Source organism: Streptomyces sp. NBC_01515 (assembly GCF_045040345.1).
Classification (GTDB): domain Bacteria; phylum Actinomycetota; class Actinomycetes; order Streptomycetales; family Streptomycetaceae; genus Streptomyces.
This window is the reverse complement of the sequence record NZ_CP109416.1, coordinates 10265714-10284673: the sequence shown is the minus strand read 5'-3', so window position 1 is coordinate 10284673 and position 18960 is coordinate 10265714. Positions and strand designations below refer to the sequence as shown.

Here is an 18960-nt window from a genome sequence, read left to right as displayed (position 1 = left end):
CGCCGTTCACGGCCGTACGGCTGCCGCCCCTGTTCGACCACACCGTCCCCGCCCGCCGGTCCCCTTCCCCCCCGGGACCGGCGGGCGGCCCGCCTGCACCATGGAGGGTGTCTCCCGTGACCGCACCGCCCAAAGACCGGTCCGTCCACACTGAGAGCCTGATCGGACGGACCCGGCTGGGCGACTCCGAGTACCGGTCGGTCGTCCGGCTGCTCACGTGGCTGGGGCGGGTGCGAGCGGTCGACCTGGCGCATCCGCGGGTCAGGCGGTGGGGGGTGCCCGCCTGCTATGCCCTCGCCGGTATTCCGGCCCTGGTCCGCGCGGGCCACGATTCCGTCGCCGCCTTCGTGCTGATGCTGGCGATCACGGCGGGGTACACCGTGCCGTTGCTGTGGCGGCGACAGCGGCCGGTGCTCGTCTTCGCCTTCCTGGTGGTCATCTCCGAGGTGTCCTTGGCCCTGAGGGTGGACTCGGGTTCGAGCGCCACCCAGCTGGTCGCACTGCTCAACCTGGGACGCTTCGGGGCCCCCGGCCAGCTGGCCGTCGGCGTCGCCTACACCCTCGGGCAGACCGCCGTGTCGTTCATCTTCTTCAACGGCGGCTCCAGGCTGGCGAACGGCGGTGCCAGCACCTCGGTACTGGCATTCCTCGCCGTGGTCGCCGTGCTGTCGATGGCCGCGCTGGGGCTGGCCGGAAAACTGGTGAACGCCTACATCGAGGCCCTCCAGGAGCACGCCGTACGGCTGGAGAAGGAGCGCGACCAGCGCGCCCAGTTGGCCGCGGCGACCGAACGCGCCCGCGTGGCACGGGAGATGCACGACATCCTCGGTCACACCCTCGCCGTGATCGTCGGCCTCGCGGGCGGTGCCGCCGGGCTCGCCGAGACGAAGCCGAAGCGGGGCGCGGACACCCTGCGGATCATCGCCGACAGCGGCCGCGGCGCCCTGGCCGAACTGCGCAGGCTGCTCGCCGTCATCCACGACGCCGAGCCCGACGACACCCCGCTCGCGCCCCAGCCCGGACTGGCCGACCTGAACGCCCTGATGGAACGGGTGCGGGCCGCGGGACCCACCGCCACCCTCCACTTCAAGGGCCAACTCACCGGTCTGGCCCAGGGACTTCAGCTCGCCGTCTACCGCATCGTGCAGGAAGCCCTCACCAACACGCTGAAGCACACGGCACCGAACACGACGGTCGAGGTCACGGTGACGGCCGCCCCGGACGCGGTGATCGTCACCGTCGAGGACACCGGCCCGCACAAGGCGTCCGGCACCGACGAACAGGGCAAGGGCCTGGTCGGCATGCGCGAACGGGCCGCGTTCTACGGCGGACAGGTCGTCGCGGGCCCCAACTCCCGTGGCGGCTGGACCGTCCGCGCCCTCCTGGTCCCCCTTCCCATCGCCCCCGACCTGACGGAGAAGCACCCGGCATGACCACCGTCCTCATCGTCGACGACCAGGCCCTGCAGCGCCTCGGCTTCAGCATGCTCATCGAGCAGTACCCCGATCTGAGCACCGTCGGCGAGGCCACGCACGGCGGCGAGGCGGTCCGGCTGACGGCCGAACTCCGCCCCGACGTCGTCCTGATGGACGTCCGCATGCCCGGCATGGACGGCATCGAGGCCACCCGCCGGATCGTGCAGTCGGGTGGCCGCTCCCGCGTCCTGGTCCTCACCACCTTCGACCTCGACGAGTACGCGTACGCCGCGCTGCGCGCCGGGGCCAGCGGCTTCCTCCTCAAGGACGCGCTGCCCGAGGAACTCGTCGCCGGCATCCGCGCGGTGGCCGCCGGGGACGCCGTCATCTCCCCCGGCCTGACCCGCAAGCTCATCGACGCCTTCGCCGACCGCATGCCCGGCCGCACCGCCGAACAGGACCGCCGCCTGGACGCCCTCACCGACCGCGAACGGGAGGTCCTCACCGTCATGGCGGCCGGCTGGAGCAACACCGAGATCGCCGAACGCCTGTGCCTGGCCGAGTCCACGGTCAAGTCCCACGTCAGCCGCATCCTCGCGAAGATCGGCGCGCGGGACCGGGTGCAGGCGGTGATCTTCGCGTACGACGCGGGGTTGGTACGGCCGGCTTGAGGTCTTCCCTCAGGCTGTTGGCACGGTCACGAACTGCCCGAGCAGCGCGGTGAGTTGGGCGGGCTTCTCCACGGGCAGTTCGTGCCCTGCGTCGACGATCCGCACGACCGCGTCCGGGTAGGCGCTGGCCATCCGCAGCATCTGGGAGAGCGGCAACTGGATGTCGTGGTACCCGTGCACGATGAGCGTGGGCGCGCTGATCCTGCCCACCCGGTCCAGCACATCGAAGGCCCGCATCGCGCCGTAGCAGGTCATGACGACCTCGCGCGGTGTGGCGGCGGAGGCGTCGATGTACTCGCGGATCTTCTCCTTGGGGTAGCCGGGGGCGAAGGCACGCTGGATGTTGACGGCGACGAACAGCTTGAACGGCAGCAGCGTGGACACCGCCAACAGCAGCCCGCGCGCCCAGCTGTACGTCATCCGGCTGATCGAGTCGACCAGCACCATCCGCTCGACCCGCTCGGGATGATCCAGGACGAGGGTCTGGGCGATCATCCCGCCCATGGAATGCCCGACCGGCACGAACCGGTCGACCCCCAGATGTCGGTCGACGGCGCCGCCCCCGAAGCGGTGCACCTTCTGCTGCGCGACTATCCGCCGGAGATGCATCTGTCCGACCACGACGGCCTCGACGGCTGGCACATCCACTTCAGCCGCAACGGCACCCCGGCCGAGCGCTGGCTCGGCCAGCTGATCGCCGCCAGACTCGCCCTGGTCGCGGCCGGGGACCCGGGGGTGACGCTGGGCCGGTGCGCGGCGGCCGGGTGCGGAAACTATTTCGTGGACCAGTCGCGGAACCGCACCCGCAGGTTCTGCTCCAACGCGTGCGCGAGCCGGACGACAGTTGCCGCGCATCGGGCCCGGATGGCAAAGAACTCCGAGCGCAGCGGGGCCTGTTGGGGCCGCGCACCCCACAGCTGGAGGAATCGATCGGCTGGCAGCACCGGCATTGGTCAGCCGCCCTGGCCGGCGCTGCCGACCGGGCCGACCGTCACGGAGGAGCCGGAGCCGTCCGTGACGGGCAGGGTGGCGGCGCCCGGCCAGTTGAGGGTGACCGACTTCGTCTCGTTCGGCGGGGTGACCACCAGGCCGGTGATGCGGACGCCGGAGCCGCCCGACTTGTTGAACGGGTAGCTGACGGGGAAGTAGGTCGACTTCCCGTTCTTGAGGACGGCCGAAGTGGTCTCCTGGCCGGTGCGCTTCGCGGACAGCGTCCCCGCATTGGTCTTCAGGTCGACGCCCGCGTACCCGGAGATCACGCAGTCCCGGCCGCCGCCGTTCTTGAACTCGACCACGACGGTCCGGTCGGTGTCGCCGTCGATGGTGTTGTCCTTCGCCGTGACCTCCAGCTCGTCGGTACGGCACTTGCCGACCTTGGCGTTCACGTCGGAGCCGGTACCGGCAGCCGTCCCCGTACCGCCGGAGCCGGACCCACCGGAGCCGGTCCCCGTGGAGGCCTTCGCACCGCTCTGGTCCGAGCCACCCGTACCCGAACTGCCGCCCGAGGACGAGGTGTTGGACCCGGACGACGCCGTGGGCGCGGACGACGAGTCACTCTTTCCCGTGCTGGCGTCGTCGCTCTGGCAGGCCGTGAGGGAGAGACCGGCGGCGACGGCCAGGGCGGCGAAGGTGAGCTTGTGAACGCGCATCGATTCATCCTCAGGATCGGTGGTGTCAGTGCCGGCCGCTCGGTACGGATCGTCGGTACGAGCGGGCGTTTCTGATCGTCAAGAGCGGCTCGGCCGGGTCGGCCGTTCCGCACAACCACCGCATAAGACAGTCCTGTTACACGCGCCTCCCCGTACGGCGTCCCCCGTCACCAGGCACAACGCGCCGGAACGCGCCAACCGCAAGCCCGGACGGCGGTTCCCGCCGCCGTCGCGAACTCGATCACGGCCACCGCCCGTTGGGACAGACCCGTAACCCGAGAATCACAACTGATCGCCGGCCTTGAGCATCCCGCCGACCGAACCAAGGAACTCGCGCAACCTCGAAGGCTCCAGACGGGTTGTCAGTTCCTACGCCGACTCTGTCGGCTCACCCTGCCCCTCCCACGGCCTGGCCAGCCCCACCAGTGCAACTCCCGCCGCCGCCACGGCGATCAGCATGATCACCGCCATCGGCAGGGAACTGTCCTCCCCGAACACCCCCACCAGCGGCGCCGCGAGCGCGCCGAACAGGAACTGCAGGCCGCCGAGGAGGGCGGAGGCCGCGCCCGGGGCGTTGCGGCCGAGGGCCTGGCCGATGCTCAGGGTCGACGGGAAGACCATGCCGATGCCGCCGGCCGTGATGAACAGGGTGATCCAGGTACCGGCGAGGGTCTCCCCCACGGTCAGCACCAGCAGCACCTGGCCCAGCGCACCGACCGAGGCGACGGCGACCGCGGCCACGAGGAGGGTGTTCAGCCGTACCCGTCCGGCGAGTTGGGAGAAGGTCGCGCCGGCGATCAGCATGGCGACGGCGTTGCTCGCGAAGATCAGGGAGTACGTCGTGGCGGACACCCCGTGCAGGTTCTCGAAGACGAAGCTGGAGCCGCTGATGTAGGCGAACAGTGCCGCCGAGATGAACGCGAGGACAAGGACGTAGCCCATGAACGTGCGGCGTCCGAGCAACTCCCCCATCGCGCGGAAGGTGTTCGTGATCCCGCCCGCGTGCCGCCGCTCGGGCGGCAGGGTCTCCGGGACCCTGCGGACCACGCCGAGCAGCAACAGGCCGCCCATCACGGTCAGTACGACGAACACCGCGCGCCAGGTCGACACGGCGAGGATCGCCCCGCCGAGCACCGGTGCGGCGACCGGCGCGACGCCCATGATCTGGGAGAGGACCGCGAAGTAGCGGGGCAGTTCGGCCCCTTGGAAGCGGTCGGTCAGTACGGCGCGGGCGAGCACCATGCCGGCCGCGCCCGCGAGACCCTGGAGGAAGCGGGCGCCTGTGAGCACGCCGATGTCGGGTGCGAGTGCGCAGGCGACGGAGAAGACGGTGAACGCGGCCGTTCCGGACAGCAGCAGTCCGCGGCGGCCGAGGCTGTCGCTGAGCGGGCCGATCAGCAGCTGGCCGACGACGAGTCCGGCCAGGAACGCGGTCATCGTCAGCTGTACGGCCGAGCTGCTCGCCCCGAGCGTGTCCCCCATCGCGGGGAAACCGGGCACGTACATGTCGGTCGCGAGCGGGGCGACCGCGGTCAGCGCGGCGAGGACAGCGACCAGGGCGACTGCTGTGCGCCGCGAGGGGTCGGTGGAGTCGGCCGGTGCGGCGGCGTTCGCGGCGGCGGGACTGGAGGGGGACGGCGATACCATGACCGCAACGGTAACCGATGGTTCACCGGTTAACAATGAAGGATCAGTGAAGGCCTACGAAGGCCCGGTCCAGGAAGTGAGAAGACGAGCCGCATGTCGCCCTCCCCCGCCGATGTCCGCGCACAGTGGACCGAACACAACCCCGGCCTCGACACCTCCCCCATGGAGCTGATCGGCCTGCTCAAGCACGCCACCGGGCTCCTGAACCGGGCCGTCGAGCCTCTCTACGCGGGCGCCGCGCTCACCGCCCCCGAGGTCGACATGCTGATCCCCCTACGGCACGCGACCGACCCGGTGATCGCCCGCCGCCTCGCCGAATGGCTCGGGCTGTCCCGCGCGGGCGTCAGCAAGGCCCTGGGCAAGCTGGAGAAACGCGGCTTCATCGCCCGTACACCGAACCCGGCCGACCGGCGTGCCGCCCTGGTGACCATCACGCCGGCCGGGGCGAAGGCCGTGGACGACCTGTTTCCGCGCCAACTCTCCGCCGAGGTGCAGCTGTTGGCGGGACTGGGTGAGGACAGGGAGCAGGTACTGAGTGCGCTGGGGCGGTTGGTGGAGGTCATGGAACGCCAAGTGGGCCGCGACTGAAGGGACCTGACGGAGCGTCACCCTCGGAGGGCTCGGCTCAGCATCACGTCGCGGCGTCCCACAGCACGTGCAGCGTCGGCGGCTTGCGGAAGACCAGGCCGTGCGGGGCGGTGGGGTGGTCCGGGTCGAGCCGCAGGGCCGGGAGGCGTTCGAGAAGGTGCTGGAGTGCGATGCGGGTCTCCAGGCGGGCGAGGTGGGCGGCGAGGCAGTAGTGCGGGCCGTGGGCGAAGGCGAGTTGGAGGCGGGCGTTCTCGCGGCGGACGTCGAAACGGTCGGGGTCGGGGAAGACGGCCGGGTCGCGGTTGGCGCCGGTGAGGGAGACGGTGACCAGGTCGCCCTCGCGGATCGTGGCCGGGCCGAGGACGGTGTCGCGGGTGGCGTAGCGGTCCACGACGGCGGCACCGGGTTCGAGGCGCAGCGATTCCTCGATCGCGCCGTCCAGCAGGCCCATGTCGGCCTGGACGAGGGCGAGTTGGTCGGGGTGGCGCAGGAGGTGCAGCAGGGCGTTGGTGATCATCGCCTCGATGGTCTCGATGCCGCCGAACATCAACACGGCGGCGTTGGAGGCGACTTCGGGGAGTGTCAGCTGTCCGGCGGCGGAACCGAGGAGTGAGGCTCCGCCCCGGTCGGCGACGGTGGCTTCGACGGCGGCGCGCAGTTCCGCGTACGCCTTGGTACCGGCGGCTCCCGCCTCGTGGCCTGCCGTGATGTCCGAGACCGCCCGCACGATCGCGTCGTACCAGGAGAGGACCGTGTCCGGGGTGGTACCGGTCAGCCCGAGCGCCTCGGTCACGACGGCGACCGCGAGCGGCCCCGCGAAGGCGCGCCGCAGTTCACCGGCGCCCGCCGGTCGCAGCGCGGTGACGAGCCGGTCGGTCTCGCGCTCGATGAACGAGGCGAAACCGTCCCGTACTTCGCGGGGGCGGAAGGGCGCGGTGAACGGTTCACGGTGGCGGGCGTGCCGCTCCCCGTCGAGCGACAGCATGCTCGGGCCGACGACCTGGGCGGTGGAGAAGCGCGGGTCGTCCACGGTGAAGGTGGCCGCGTCCCGCATCACATGCAGCGCGAGATCCCGCTGCGTGACCAGCCACCCGTCCAACTCCGGCAGCCAGGACACGGGTTCGCTCTCCCGAAGCCGCGCCAGCCGGAGGTGGGGGTCCTGGGCGAGTTCGGCGAGCGTCGTCCCGGCACCGAGCGGGAAGGAGGCGGCGGCGACCGTACTCATCGCGAACCGTGACGGGGCAGGGGGAATGGGAAACTGGCCATGACCGAGGCTAACAATCGGGGTGCGGGTGGGGTGGGCGGGGGCTGTGCGGTGCGGTTCCCGTGCCGGAGACGCCGCCACGGTCGGCGAATCGGAGGCAGGCCGGTCATTTCCGGCGAGGGCAACAGATCGAATTCGCCCCGCGCGGGGCGTAGTTTGCGCCATCCTGAACGCCATGGGTCGAGGACCGATCGCTGACGCGGGTCGGACCTCAACTCCCTTCTCCTGCCTGCCTACTTATCGCGTCGATCCGAAAGGGCTCAGCCCCATGGCCACACCCCGGTCCGCCGGAAGAACGCTCGCCGTACCCGAGCGCACCGGCCGGACGACGCACGACCGTGACGCGGCGGACCCGGCGAGGACCGACTGGTCCGCCGGTTCCCGGAGGGCCGACCACGGGCGCCCCGACCGCGCAGGGGCCGTCGACCTCGGCGTACGCAGCACACAGCGCGACACCTCGCACGCGAAGAACGCGCTCCCGTACGACGCCCGCACCCCGGGCGACCGCAGCACCACCCCCGGTCGCCCCACCCCCGTCGCCTGACCCGCGAATCGCCCCTCCGCACCACGCCGAGGGGCCTTCGTCATGAGCCGACGACACCGGCCGAACCGCCGGCAAGACCGCCGGCGGCACCCCGCACCCGACCCCACCCACACTTGAGTCACTCTTGATCACTTCATCAGACCCCGACGGACCGGCGATACCTGTGTCTCTCCAGCCCATCCCGTCCGCCCAGGTGACCCGGGCCGCGTCCTGGCGCATTCTTGCTGTGTCACCCACCCGGCGCCACAGGGACGAGGTAGTGCCCCAATGACTGGGAGTGCCGAGCGCGAGAAGGGGACGCCCGGACGGCTCGCCGAGCTGCTCATCGACGCATCGACGGAGGCGATCGACGCGGCCGACGGCCACTCCGGGGGCGTCTACCTGCGGTCGAGCACGCCCGGACTGCTGCGTCTCGGCGTGCTGGCGGGGCTGCCCGGGCCGCTGTTCCGGCCCTGGGGGCGGCTGCACGTCGACAGCAAGTTCCCCGTCGCGGACGCCTACCGGCTCGGCGTCCACGTGGTCCTGCCGAACGCCACCGAGACCATGCGCCGCTATCCGCAGTTCGCCGCGAGCCTGCCGTTCCAGTTCGGGTCCCTGTACGTCCCCGTCATCGGCGGATCGACGACGTACGGCGTGCTGACCGTGCTGCGGCCCTCCGCCGCGGACGCCACCGAGGTGCTGTCCGGGCGGGACCGGATGACCCGGCTGGCCGAGGAGCTGGGCAGGGCGCTGGCCGAGCTGGAGGACGAGCACAAGGACGAGGACGGTCCCTACGTCGCCTGGGACGGCGAGCCCGTGTGCGTCCGGACGACGGCCGCGCATCGCCCGGAGGGCCGTATGGCCCGGTTCGCATGGGATCCGAGGACCGCGGCCGTGACCGGCGACGGCTCCCTGCACGCCCTGCTGGGCGTGGAGCCCGCGGAGTTCCCCGGCACCGCTCAGGCGCTCGCGGACGTCGTGGCGCCGGGCGACACCTACCAGGTCATGGCCGCGCTGCGGGCCACGGCCGCCGGGAAGCCCCCGCCGCTGCCCCTGCGGGTGCGGGCGGCGGACGGTTCGGCCCGGCTGCTGGACCTGTGGACGCCTGCCACCGGGCCGCTCCCGCCGGACGGCGGGTACCCGGTCAGCGGTGTCGTCGTCGACCCGGGCTCCGCGCCGCTGGCGGACAGCGTGGCCGATCTCCTCCCGGACGGGGTGTTCTGCCTGGACCGGCTGGGGCTGGTCACCTACGCCAATCCGCGCGCCGCCCAGCTGCTGGGCCGGCCGCGCGAGGAGCTGCTGGGCCGCCCGCTGTGGGAGGGCGTGCCCTGGCTGAACCAGATCGGCTGCGAGGACCAGCTGCGCGGCGCCCTGCTGTCGCTGGGGCCGGTGCACTTCCACGTCCGGCGCCCGGACGAGCGGGAGCAGGGGCAGGAGCCGTACCAGAGCGACTGGCTGGCGATGGCCGTCCATCCGGGCCAGGACCGGCTGACGTGCACGGTCGCCCCCTCGACCCGGGTGTCGGGGCCGCCGCTGCCGCTGGTGCCGGTGCGCGCCGACGGGGACGGCGGTCCGGACAACGGCGTCACCTCGTTGGCTCCGCTGTACCGGCCGATCGTGCTCGCCATCGCGCTGACGGAGGCGGTCACCGCCCGCCAGGTGTCCGCGGTGGTCATGAAGGAGCTGCTGCCCGCGTTCGGCGGCCGGCGCCTCGCGATCTATCTGCTCCAGGAACGGCATCTGTACCTGGCCTGGGAGACCGGCTTCCCGCAGGGTTTCCTCGCCCCGTTCGACGGGGTCGGTCTCGACGCCCGGCTGCCCGGGGTGGAGACCCTCACCACCGGACGCCCGCTCTTCTTCGACTCCATGCAGCAGCTGGCGGACGCCTACCCGGGCATCCCGCTCGACGCGGAGGAGGGCGCCCGCGCGTTCCTGCCGCTGATCGCGTCCGGGCGCCCGGTCGGCTCGGCGATCCTGGGCTTCGACCGGTCCCGCAGCTTCAGCGGCGAGGAGCGCGCGGTGCTCACCGCCCTCGCCGGACTGATCGCCCACGCGATGGAGAAGGCCCAGCGCTACGACTCGGAGGCCGCCCTCGCCCGCGGCCTCCAGCAGGCCCTCCTCCCCCGCCGGCTCTCCTCCCACCCGCAGGTGGAGACCGCGGGGCGCTATCTGCCGGGCACCCAGGGCATGGAGGTGGGCGGCGACTGGTACGACGTCGTCGAGGCCGGTGACGGTCTGGCCCTGGTCATCGGCGACGTCCAGGGGCACGGTGTCCAGGCCGCCGCCACGATGGGTCAACTCCGCAGCGCGGTAAGGGCGTTCGCGCTCGGCGACCGGCCGCCCGACGAGGTGATGAGCGGCACGAACCACCTCCTCATCGACCTCGACCCCGGGCAGTTCGCGAGCTGCTGCTACCTCCGCCTCGACCCGGCGAGCGGGCTGGTCCGGGTCGCGCGGGCCGGGCATCCCCCGCCGCTGATCCGTACCCCGGACGGCCGCACCCGCGTCTGGGACATACCCGGAGGCGTAGTCCTCGGGGTGGACCCGCACGCCCAGTACCCGGTCGCGGAGCTGCAACTGGAGCCCGACTCCATCCTCGCGCTCTACACGGACGGCCTGGTCGAGCGGCCCGGTGTCGACATCGACGACGGCATCGCCGCCCTGCGCGTCGCCCTCGCGAAGGCGGGCGGGCCCGCCGCGCGGCCGGGCGGGGGTGGCCTGGGCGGTGTCGCCGACCGGCTCACCGCGACGGCCCGGCACGCGGCCGACCGCCCGGACGACATCGCGCTGCTGCTCGCCGCCCGCCGCGCCAAGCCCGGACGGCACCCGTGACCCCCGGCCGGCCACTGCCTGTCACCGCCCGTGACGCCCCTCGCCTCCTGAGGTCAGGCAGTGTAGACATGGGCACATGGTCCGCCTGACGGGTCGGCCCGGGGCCCGGTCGACCCACCGCCTCGACGGTCTGCGCGCGCAACGCCCGTACGACCGTGCCCGTCGGGCGCGCGAACACCGGCGGGCGCCGCTGGGCGGGAAGCTGGGTGGCCGCAGCGTCGCCGGGCAGGTGTTCATGCTGCAGCTGGTGATCGTGCTGCTGCTGGTCGTGTCGGCCGTGGTGGCGCAGGTGCTCCAGGTGCGGCACGACAGCACGCAGGAGGCCCGCAACCGGTCGGTGGCCGTCGCCGAGACCTTCGCCAACGCGCCGGGCACGGTCGCCGCCCTGCGCAGCGCGGATCCCACGGCGATCCTCCAGCCGCGCGCCGAGGCCGCGCGCAAGTCGTCCAAGGTCGACTTCATCGTCGTGATGAACACCGAGGGGATCCGCTACACCCATCCCAAGCCGGACCGCATCGGCAAGAAGTTCGTCGGGGACATCGCCCCCGCGCTCGCCGGGCACGTAGTCACCGAGGAACTCACCGGCACCATCGGACCGCTGGTGCAGGCCGTGGTTCCCGTCCGGGCCGACGACGGCAAGGTCGTGGGCCTGGTGTCGGCCGGGGTGACGAAGGCGAACGTCGGCGGCGCCGCCGACCAGCAGCTGCCGCTCCTGCTGACCGCCGCCGGGGTGGCACTCATCCTCGCCCTCGGGGGCACGGCCCTGGTCACCAGACGTCTCCAGCACCAGACCCATGGCCTGGGCCCGCACGAGATGACCCGGATGTACGAGCACCACGACGCGGTGCTGCACGCCGTACGGGAGGGCGTGATCATCGTCGGCGGCGAGGGCCGGCTGCTGCTCGCGAACGACGAGGCGCGCCAGCTGCTCGACCTGCCCGAGAACGCCGAGGGGCGCCTGGTCCTCGACCTCGGACTCGACGCCGACATGACCGCGCTGCTCGCCTCCGCGCGGGTCGCGACGGACGAGGTGCACCGGGTCGGCGACCGGCTGCTCGCCGTCAACCAGCGCCCCACCGACCTCAAGGGCGGCCCCGCCGGCAGCGTCACCACGCTCCGCGACTCCACCGAACTCCGTGCCCTCTCCGGCCGCGCCGAGGTCGCCCGCGAACGCCTCAACATGCTCTACGACGCCGGAGTGGGCATCGGCACCAGCCTGGACGTCACCCGCACCGCCGAGGAACTCGCCGAACTGGCCGTCCCCCGCTTCGCGGACTTCGTCACGGTCGACCTCTACGACGCCGTACTGAGCGGCGAGGAACCGCAGCCCGGGACCGAGCTGCGCCGCACGGCCAACACCGGGGTCCGGGACGACGCCCCGCTCTACCCGGTCGGCAAGCAGATCCAGTTCGTGGCGTCCTCCCCGCAGGCACGCAGCCTCGACACCGGCGAGGCCGTCGTCGAACCCCGGCTGAGCGACGCCCCCGGCTGGCTCACCCAGGACCCCGAACGCACCGCGCAGGTCGTCGAGTACGGCATCCACTCGCTGATCACCGTGCCGCTGCGGGCCGGAGCCCTCATCCTCGGCGTGGTCAACTTCTGGCGCTCCGACAAGCCGGACCCCTTCGACACGGAGGAGCTGGCCCTCGCCGAGGAGTTGGTCGCCCGCGCGGCCGTGTCCATCGACAACTCCCGCCGCTACACCCGCGAACACGGCATGGCGGTGACCCTCCAGCGCAGCCTGCTGCCCCGCCGGCTGCCCGCACAGACCGCCCTCGACGTCGCCTACCGGTATCTCCCCGCGAAGTCCGGGGTCGGCGGCGACTGGTTCGACGTCCTGCCGTTGTCCGGCGCCCGGGTCGCCCTGGTCGTCGGCGATGTCGTGGGACACGGTCTGCACGCCGCGGCCACCATGGGGCGGCTGCGCACGGCGGTCCACAACTTCTCCGCGCTGGACCTGCCGCCGGACGAACTCCTGGGCCTGCTCGACGAGTTGGTCGGCCGCATCGACCAGGACGAGACGACCGAGGACAGCGTCGCTCCGGTCACCGGAGCGACCTGCCTGTACGCGATCTACGACCCGGTGACCCTGCGCTGCACCGTCGCTCGCGCCGGCCATCCCCCGCCCGCCCTCATCCTGCCGGACGGCACCGTCGAGTTCCCCGACGTCCCCGCCGGTCCCCCGCTCGGCCTCGGCGGACTCCCTTTCGAGACGGCCGAGTTGGAGCTGGCCGAGGGCAGTCGGCTGGTCCTGTACACGGACGGCCTGGTCGAGGACCGGGAGCGGGACATCGACGTCGGCCTGGAGATGCTGCGCACGGCGCTCACCGGCTCCGGCGACTCCCCCGAGGACACCTGCCGGGCCGTCCTCGACTCGGAGTTGTCGGTACGCCCGAGCGACGACATCGCCCTGATCGTCGCCCGCACCCGCGCCCTGGGCGCCGACCGCATCGCCGAGTGGCGCGTCCCGTCCGACCCGGCCGCCGTCGCCGACATGCGCGCCTCGGTCACCCGCCAGCTCACCCACTGGGGCCTGGACGAGCTGACGTTCACCACCGAACTCATCCTCAGCGAACTGGTCACCAACGCGATCCGCTACGGCAACGACCCCGTCCGCGTCCGCCTGTTGCGCGACCGCACCCTCATCTGCGAGGTCTACGACGGCAGCACCACGTCACCGCATCTGCGGTACGCGGCGATGACCGACGAGGGCGGCCGGGGCCTGTTCCTGGTGGCCCAGCTCTCGGAACGCTGGGGCACCCGGTACACCCCGGCGGGCAAGGTCATCTGGGCCGAACAGGCGCTGTGACCAACCCAGTTGACGGGCAACGCCCGCACCGGCCGACGAGCCGGTACGGGCGCTGTCACACTGCTTCCCCTCAGTCGCCGAAGGCTTACTCGTCGATCGCCGACCCGAAGCCCGCCCCCTTCGCCGCGCCGCCGAGGTCGGCCGCGCTGTACAGCGAAGAGCCGTCGGCGAGCAGGCCCTTGGGGCCGGCCGGGAGCAACCACACATAGCCGTCACCGGCGTTCTCGCCGGGCGCGGAGGCGACCAGTTCGCTGCGGCCGTCCGCGTCCGTGTCGGCCAGCCGGACCTGGGTGCCCCAGGCGTCGTCGGCCTCGGCGGCGCCGGGGATGCCGGCGGTGTTCTGGTCGAAGGACTGGGCGCCGGTCGCGGTCACGCCCTTGCCCGAACCGCGCAACAGCCATACGGCGCCCGCGTCCTGGACCGTGCCGATGTCCTCGCCGGGTGCGCCGACGGCGATGTCCGCGTAGCCGTCGCCGTTGACGTCGCCGACGGAGAGGTCGTTGCCCCAGGCGTCACCGTGCTCCGAAGTGCCGGGTACACCCGGGGAGTTCTGCGACCACCAGTCGGCGGGACCGGCGGGGCCCTCCGAACCGCCGTAGTAGACAGCGATCTTGCCGCCGTCGTCTCCCTCGGCCTTGTCGTCGGCGCTGCTGAGCTGGCCGACCACCAGGTCGTCGTAGCCGTCGCCGTTGATGTCGCCGGAGGCGGTGCCGAGGCCGCCGTTCAGGTCCTGACGGTACGTCAACTCGGTGTCGCCGCCCGCGTAGAGGGCCGACCAGCCCTGCTGGTAGTCGTCGTCGGGGCTGTAGCCGGAGACGACCAGGTCGGCGAAGCCGTTGCGGTCGTAGTCGCCGGTGGTGAGGTAGGCGGGCTGGATGCGGTGGCCGCCGGGGGCCGTGGTCGTGTTCAGGGTGCCCATCAGGTGCAGGATGTCGGTGTGGAAGGCGAAGATCTGGGCGCCGTTGTCGTCCAGGACGGCCATCTCGTCGGCGTCGGTGGCGCCGGTGAAGCGGGCCGCCGCCACGGACTGGCCGAAGCGGGCGTCCGCTGCCGGCTTGGTGGAGGTGAAGGAGGTGTTCGCCTCGGCGCCCAGGCCGGCCTTGGAGCCGTAGAGGACGGTGACGCGGCCGGCGTTCTCCAGGCTGCCCTCGTCCTCGCCGGGGGCACCGATGATCGCGTCGTCGTAGCCGTCGCCGTTCACGTCGCCGGTGGCGATCGCCCGGCCGAAGGAGTCGTAGGTCTCCGAGGTGCCGGGGACGCCGGGCGTGGACTGGCTGATGACGGCCGTGTGGCCCTTGGGGACGGTGTTGTTGGTGGCGATGCCGTTCGGGGCGCCGTACTGGACGGTGACGTAGCCGGCGCCCTTCTTGCCGTCGACGGTGCCGTCCGGGGCACCGATGAGGACGTCGTCGTAGCCGTCCCCGTTGAAGTCGCTGTTGCGGTCGACGGCGCTGGTGCCGCCGGGGACGCCCGCGTAGCTGGCCGGGGCGGCGACGATGCCGGCGCCGGCCAGGAGCAGGAAGGTCGCGGACGCGACGGCGGCGGAGACCTTCTTGCGTGACACGTTCGTCATGATGTGTTCCCCCGTGGATCAATTGTGTTGCGGTCAACGGGTTCGACACGAGACATGACGCGAGAGTTGTGGTGCCCCGGTGTGCTGTGACACCTCGGTGACACTTGTTGCCCGATGCGGACGCGATCAGCCGAGGGCCTTGTCCAGGTTGAACGCGGCACTGATCAGGGCGAGATGGGTGAACGCCTGGGGGAAGTTGCCCTGTTGCTCGCCGGTGCGGCCGATCTCCTCGGCGTACAGGCCGAGATGGTTGGCGTAGGTGAGCATCTTCTCGAAGGCGAGGCGGGCCTCGTCGACGCGGCCGGCGCGGACCATGGCCTCGACGTACCAGAAGGAGCAGATCGAGAACGTGCCCTCGTCGCCGCGCAGGCCGTCGGGGCTGGCCTGCGGGTTGTAGCGGTAGACGAGGGAGTCGGAGACGAGTTCCTCGGTCAACGCGTCCAGTGTGGAAAGCCACTTGGGGTCGGTGGGGGCGATGAACTTCGCCAGCGGCATCATCAGCAGGGCGGCGTCGAGGACGTCGCTGCCCTCGTACTGGACGAAGGCCTGGCGTTTGACCGACCAGCCGCGGTCCATGATGCGGCGGTAGATGGTGTCGCGGCACTTCAGCCAGTGCGGGAGGTCGGCGGGCAGGCCGCGGCGGTTGGCGAGGCGGATCCCGCGTTCGATCGCGACCCAGCACATCAGGCGTGAGTAGAGGAAGTTCTTACGACCGCCGCGGGTCTCCCAGACGCCCTCGTCGGGCTGGTCCCAGTTGTCGCAGACCCAGTCGACGAGGGCGCACACGTCGTCCCACTGAGAGCTGGAGATGGGCTCGGCCCACTTGTCGTAGAGGTAGATGGAGTCGATCAGGGCGCCGTAGATGTCGAGTTGGAGCTGGTCGGATGCCGCGTTGCCGACGCGGACCGGGGCGGATTTCCGGTGGCCTTCGAGGTGCGGGAGTTCGCGTTCGGTGAGTTCGGTGCGGCCGTCGATGCCGTACATGATCTGGAGCGGGCCGGAGGGGTTGCCGTCGCCGGGGCTGATGTAGCGGGTCACGAACTGCATGAACGCCTTGGCCTCGCCGGTGAAGCCGAGGCGCAGGAGCGCGTAGACGCAGAAGGCGGCGTCGCGGATCCAGACGTAGCGGTAGTCCCAGTTGCGCTCGCCGCCGAGTTGTTCGGGGAGGCTGGTGGTGGGGGCCGCGACGATCGCGCCGGTGGGGGCGTAGGTCAGCAGTTTGAGGGTGAGGGCGGAGCGGTGGACCATCTCGCGCCAGCGGCCCCGGTAGCGGGACTGGGAGATCCAGTGGCGCCAGTAGGCGACCGTCGAGGCGAACTCGTCCTCGGCCTCCTGCCGGGCGCAGGGGCGCGAGGCCACCTCGCCGTCGACCTGGTCCAGGGCGAACACCTCGGACTCGCCCTCGTCGAGCTTGAAGTCGGCCCACACGTCGACGTCGTCGCACTCCAGGGGGACGGTGGCGGTCAGCGCGAGGGATTTCTCGGCGGACTCGAAGAGCGCCACGTCGCCGACCATCCGCGCGGTGTGCGGCGAGGCGCCGTAGTCGAACCTCGGGGCGACGCGGATCCGGAACGGCACCGAGCCGCGCACGCACAGTACGCGCCGGATCAGCCGGTGCCGGGCGGAGGCGTCCGCCTCCCCGGTCACCGGCATGAAGTCCTGGACCTCGCCGACGCCCTCCTCGGTGTAGAACCGGGTGATCAGGACGTTGGTGTCGGGGAAGTAGAACTGCTTGGTGCGCGCGGGCACGGAGGCGGCCAGCTCGAAGGAGCCGCCGCGTTCCGCGTCCAGGATCGCGGCGAAGACGCTGGGGGCGTCGAAGGACGGGCAGCAGTACCAGTCGATCGTGCCGTTGGTCCCCACCAGCGCCACGCTCCGCAGATCGCCGATCAGTCCGTGCTCGGCGATGGGCAGATATCCGGGTCCGGTGGGGGTGTCCTGCTCGGGCGGGGTCTCGACCATCGCGGCAGCCTCCCTGGTTCGGGCCCGCGCGGGCCGGTTCCCAGCTTAGGTTCAGGTTCTCGATCGGCCACTCTTCCGGATGCACACTGGGGATGGGCGGGGAATCGTGGGAGTGGGACCCACGGCACGTGCCCGGTCTCGACGAGGAGGCACCATGTCGACAGCGCAACCCGATGAAGACGCCGATCGCGTCACCCCGGACGCCCTGCTGCACACCCGCACCGGCACGGAGGTGACTCCGGAGGACGTGGTCCTGGCGGCCGGCCGGGATGTCACCCCGGACAGCCTGGAGTGGGCCCGGCGGAAGATCGCGGCGGAGGGGGCGGCGGCGCTGGACAAACTGCTTCCCTAGCCGTCTCGCCGGCACCTGGTTACCCGTTCACCCTTTCGGAGAAGGCACCCCGGCTGACAGACTCCGGAGGTGCCCGACTTCGACATGCTTGTCATCGGTTCAGGACCGGGTGGCCAGAAGGCCGCCATCGCCGCGGCCAAGCTCGGCCGCCGGGTCGCCGTCGTCGACCGCCCCGACATGGTCGGTGGGGTCTCCATCCACACCGGGACCATCCCCTCCAAGACGCTGCGCGAGGCGGTGCTGTACCTCACCGGCCTCACCCAGCGCGATCTGTACGGGCAGAGCTACCGCCTGAAGGACGACATCACCGTCGGCGACCTCACCGCGCGCACCCAGCACGTGGTCAGCCGTGAAGTCGACGTCATCCGCAACCAGTTGTCCCGCAACCAGGTCTCCCTGTTCGCCGGCACGGGCCGCTTCGTCGACCCGCACACCGTCGCGCTGACCGAGATCACCGGCCACGAACGGCTGTTGACCGCGGAGCACATCGTCATCGCCACCGGGACCCGCCCCGCGCGCCCGGACACCGTCGAGTTCGACGGGCGGACCATCATGGACTCGGACAACGTCCTGGACCTGCCCAAGGTCCCGCGGTCCATGGTCATCGTCGGCGCTGGTGTCATCGGCATGGAATACGCCTCGATGTTCGCCGCGCTCGGCAGCAAGATCACCGTGGTGGAGAAGCGCGCAGGGATGCTCGACTTCTGCGACCTGGAGGTCATCGAGTCGCTCAAGTACCACCTGCGGGACCTCGCCGTCACCTTCCGCTTCGGGGAGACCGTCGCCGCCGTCGAGCGGCACACCAACGGCACGCTGACCGTCCTGGAGAGCGGCAAGAAGATCCCGGCCGACGCCGTGATGTACTCCGCGGGACGGCAGGGCCTGACCGACGAACTCGACCTGGACAAGGCCGGGTTGTCCGCCGACCGGCGCGGCCGGATCGACGTCGACGAGAACTTCCGCACCGCCGTGCCGCACATCTACGCCGTCGGCGACGTCATCGGCTTCCCGGCCCTCGCCGCGACCTCGATGGAGCAGGGCCGTACGGCCGCGTACCACGCCTGCGGTGAGCCGGTGCACCGGATCGACGACCGGCAGCCGATCGGCATCTACACCATCCCGGAGATCAGTTTCATCGGGAAGACCGAGGACCAACTCACCGAGGAGTGCGTGCCGTTCGAGGTCGGGATCTCCCGCTACCGCGAACTCGCGCGCGGCCAGATCATCGGCGACTCGCACGGCATGCTCAAGCTGCTGGTCTCCCCCACCGATCGCACCCTGCTCGGCGTGCACTGCTTCGGTACCGGCGCGACGGAGCTCATTCACATCGGCCAGTCGGTGATGGGCTGCGGCGGCACGGTCGACTATCTCGTGGACGCGGTCTTCAACTACCCGACCCTCGCGGAGTCTTACAAGGTCGCCGCCCTCGACGCGACGAACAAACTGCGGCAGATCGACCGACTCGGCGACTGACCGTTCACAGGAGATTACTCGCTGGTCAATCTTGAAAGGTCAAGAGGTACGGCTATCATCACACCCACACACGGTGTGACCGTCCGCCGACGCAGCGGTTAAGCGGTATCCGCCATTCCCTTCTGTTGTTCCGACCGGCCACTGACCCGAGGCCACCCCTCTCCGGGTCCGGGGCCGGTCCGCTCAACTCCGCACGTCGTGC

At 71.4% G+C, this 18960-nt stretch carries 15 protein-coding genes and 1 pseudogene; 9 read left to right on the top strand and 7 right to left on the bottom strand.

What is annotated here, in order from left to right; all coding sequences use genetic code 11:
- Positions 1-116 precede the first annotated feature (116 nt).
- A complete protein-coding gene (locus OG407_RS45450) occupies positions 117-1433 on the top strand; it encodes a sensor histidine kinase (RefSeq protein ID WP_405866736.1) in 1317 nt (438 codons plus the stop codon).
- Positions 1430-2086 carry a response regulator gene (locus tag OG407_RS45445; RefSeq protein ID WP_405866734.1) on the top strand — a complete coding sequence of 219 codons (657 nt, stop codon included), beginning with the start codon at positions 1430-1432 and terminating at the stop codon, positions 2084-2086. The genes OG407_RS45450 and OG407_RS45445 overlap by 4 nt, the downstream gene beginning before the upstream one ends.
- 9 nt (positions 2087-2095) lie before the next feature.
- Here the strand turns inward: OG407_RS45445 and OG407_RS45440 are convergent, their stop codons facing one another.
- On the bottom strand, positions 2096-2728 hold the full coding sequence (locus OG407_RS45440; protein ID WP_405866732.1) for an alpha/beta fold hydrolase: 633 nt from the start codon (positions 2726-2728) through the stop codon (positions 2096-2098).
- Between OG407_RS45440 and OG407_RS45435 the strand changes: the two are divergent.
- Positions 2627-2893 (top strand): annotated as a pseudogene (locus tag OG407_RS45435) (CGNR zinc finger domain-containing protein); the annotation flags it as partial. The gene OG407_RS45440 and the pseudogene OG407_RS45435 overlap by 102 nt on opposite strands.
- Here OG407_RS45435 and OG407_RS45430 read toward each other — a convergent pair.
- The 3 genes from OG407_RS45430 to OG407_RS45420 form a co-directional block, all read right to left on the bottom strand.
- On the bottom strand, positions 2860-3036 hold the full coding sequence (locus OG407_RS45430; RefSeq protein WP_405869010.1) for a hypothetical protein: 177 nt from the start codon (positions 3034-3036) through the stop codon (positions 2860-2862). The pseudogene OG407_RS45435 and the gene OG407_RS45430 sit on opposite strands and share 34 nt — an antisense overlap.
- Positions 3037-3039: 3 nt before the next feature.
- On the bottom strand, positions 3040-3735 hold the full coding sequence (locus tag OG407_RS45425) for a DUF4232 domain-containing protein (protein WP_405866730.1): 696 nt from the start codon (positions 3733-3735) through the stop codon (positions 3040-3042).
- Between the two features lie 369 nt (positions 3736-4104).
- Positions 4105-5382: a multidrug effflux MFS transporter gene (locus OG407_RS45420; RefSeq protein WP_405866728.1), complete on the bottom strand. Its 1278-nt coding sequence runs from the start codon at positions 5380-5382 to the stop codon at positions 4105-4107.
- Positions 5383-5475: 93 nt separating this feature from the next.
- Here OG407_RS45420 and OG407_RS45415 point away from each other — a divergent pair, with 93 nt between their 5' ends.
- Entirely contained in the window at positions 5476-5970 is a 495-nt protein-coding gene (locus OG407_RS45415) for a MarR family winged helix-turn-helix transcriptional regulator (RefSeq protein WP_405866726.1), read from the top strand.
- Between the two features lie 43 nt (positions 5971-6013).
- On the opposite strand, the gene OG407_RS45410 is transcribed toward OG407_RS45415, so the two are convergent.
- On the bottom strand, positions 6014-7195 hold the full coding sequence (locus OG407_RS45410) for a cytochrome P450 (RefSeq protein ID WP_405866724.1): 1182 nt from the start codon (positions 7193-7195) through the stop codon (positions 6014-6016).
- A gap of 307 nt (positions 7196-7502) precedes the next feature.
- Between OG407_RS45410 and OG407_RS45405 the strand changes: the two genes are divergently transcribed.
- From OG407_RS45405 to OG407_RS45395, 3 genes are all read left to right on the top strand, one after another.
- A complete protein-coding gene (locus OG407_RS45405; protein ID WP_405866722.1) occupies positions 7503-7778 on the top strand; it encodes a hypothetical protein in 276 nt (91 codons plus the stop codon).
- Between the two features lie 267 nt (positions 7779-8045).
- Positions 8046-10589, top strand: coding sequence for a SpoIIE family protein phosphatase (locus OG407_RS45400; RefSeq protein ID WP_405866720.1), 2544 nt, complete (start codon positions 8046-8048; stop codon positions 10587-10589).
- Between the two features lie 76 nt (positions 10590-10665).
- Positions 10666-13398 carry a SpoIIE family protein phosphatase gene (locus OG407_RS45395; protein WP_405866718.1) on the top strand — a complete coding sequence of 911 codons (2733 nt, stop codon included), beginning with the start codon at positions 10666-10668 and terminating at the stop codon, positions 13396-13398.
- Positions 13399-13483: 85 nt separating this feature from the next.
- Here the strand turns inward: OG407_RS45395 and OG407_RS45390 are convergent, their stop codons facing one another.
- On the bottom strand, positions 13484-14971 hold the full coding sequence (locus tag OG407_RS45390; protein WP_405866716.1) for an esterase: 1488 nt from the start codon (positions 14969-14971) through the stop codon (positions 13484-13486).
- Between the two features lie 126 nt (positions 14972-15097).
- Positions 15098-16933: a glycoside hydrolase family 15 protein gene (locus tag OG407_RS45385; protein ID WP_405866714.1), complete on the bottom strand. Its 1836-nt coding sequence runs from the start codon at positions 16931-16933 to the stop codon at positions 15098-15100.
- Positions 16934-17087: 154 nt separating this feature from the next.
- Here OG407_RS45385 and OG407_RS45380 point away from each other — a divergent pair, with 154 nt between their 5' ends.
- Complete coding sequence (locus tag OG407_RS45380; protein ID WP_405866712.1) at positions 17088-17285, top strand: hypothetical protein; 198 nt, start codon at positions 17088-17090, stop codon at positions 17283-17285.
- 69 nt (positions 17286-17354) lie between these two features.
- Entirely contained in the window at positions 17355-18758 is a 1404-nt protein-coding gene (gene sthA, locus OG407_RS45375) for a Si-specific NAD(P)(+) transhydrogenase (RefSeq protein WP_328675653.1), read from the top strand.
- Positions 18759-18960: the final 202 nt, after the last annotated feature.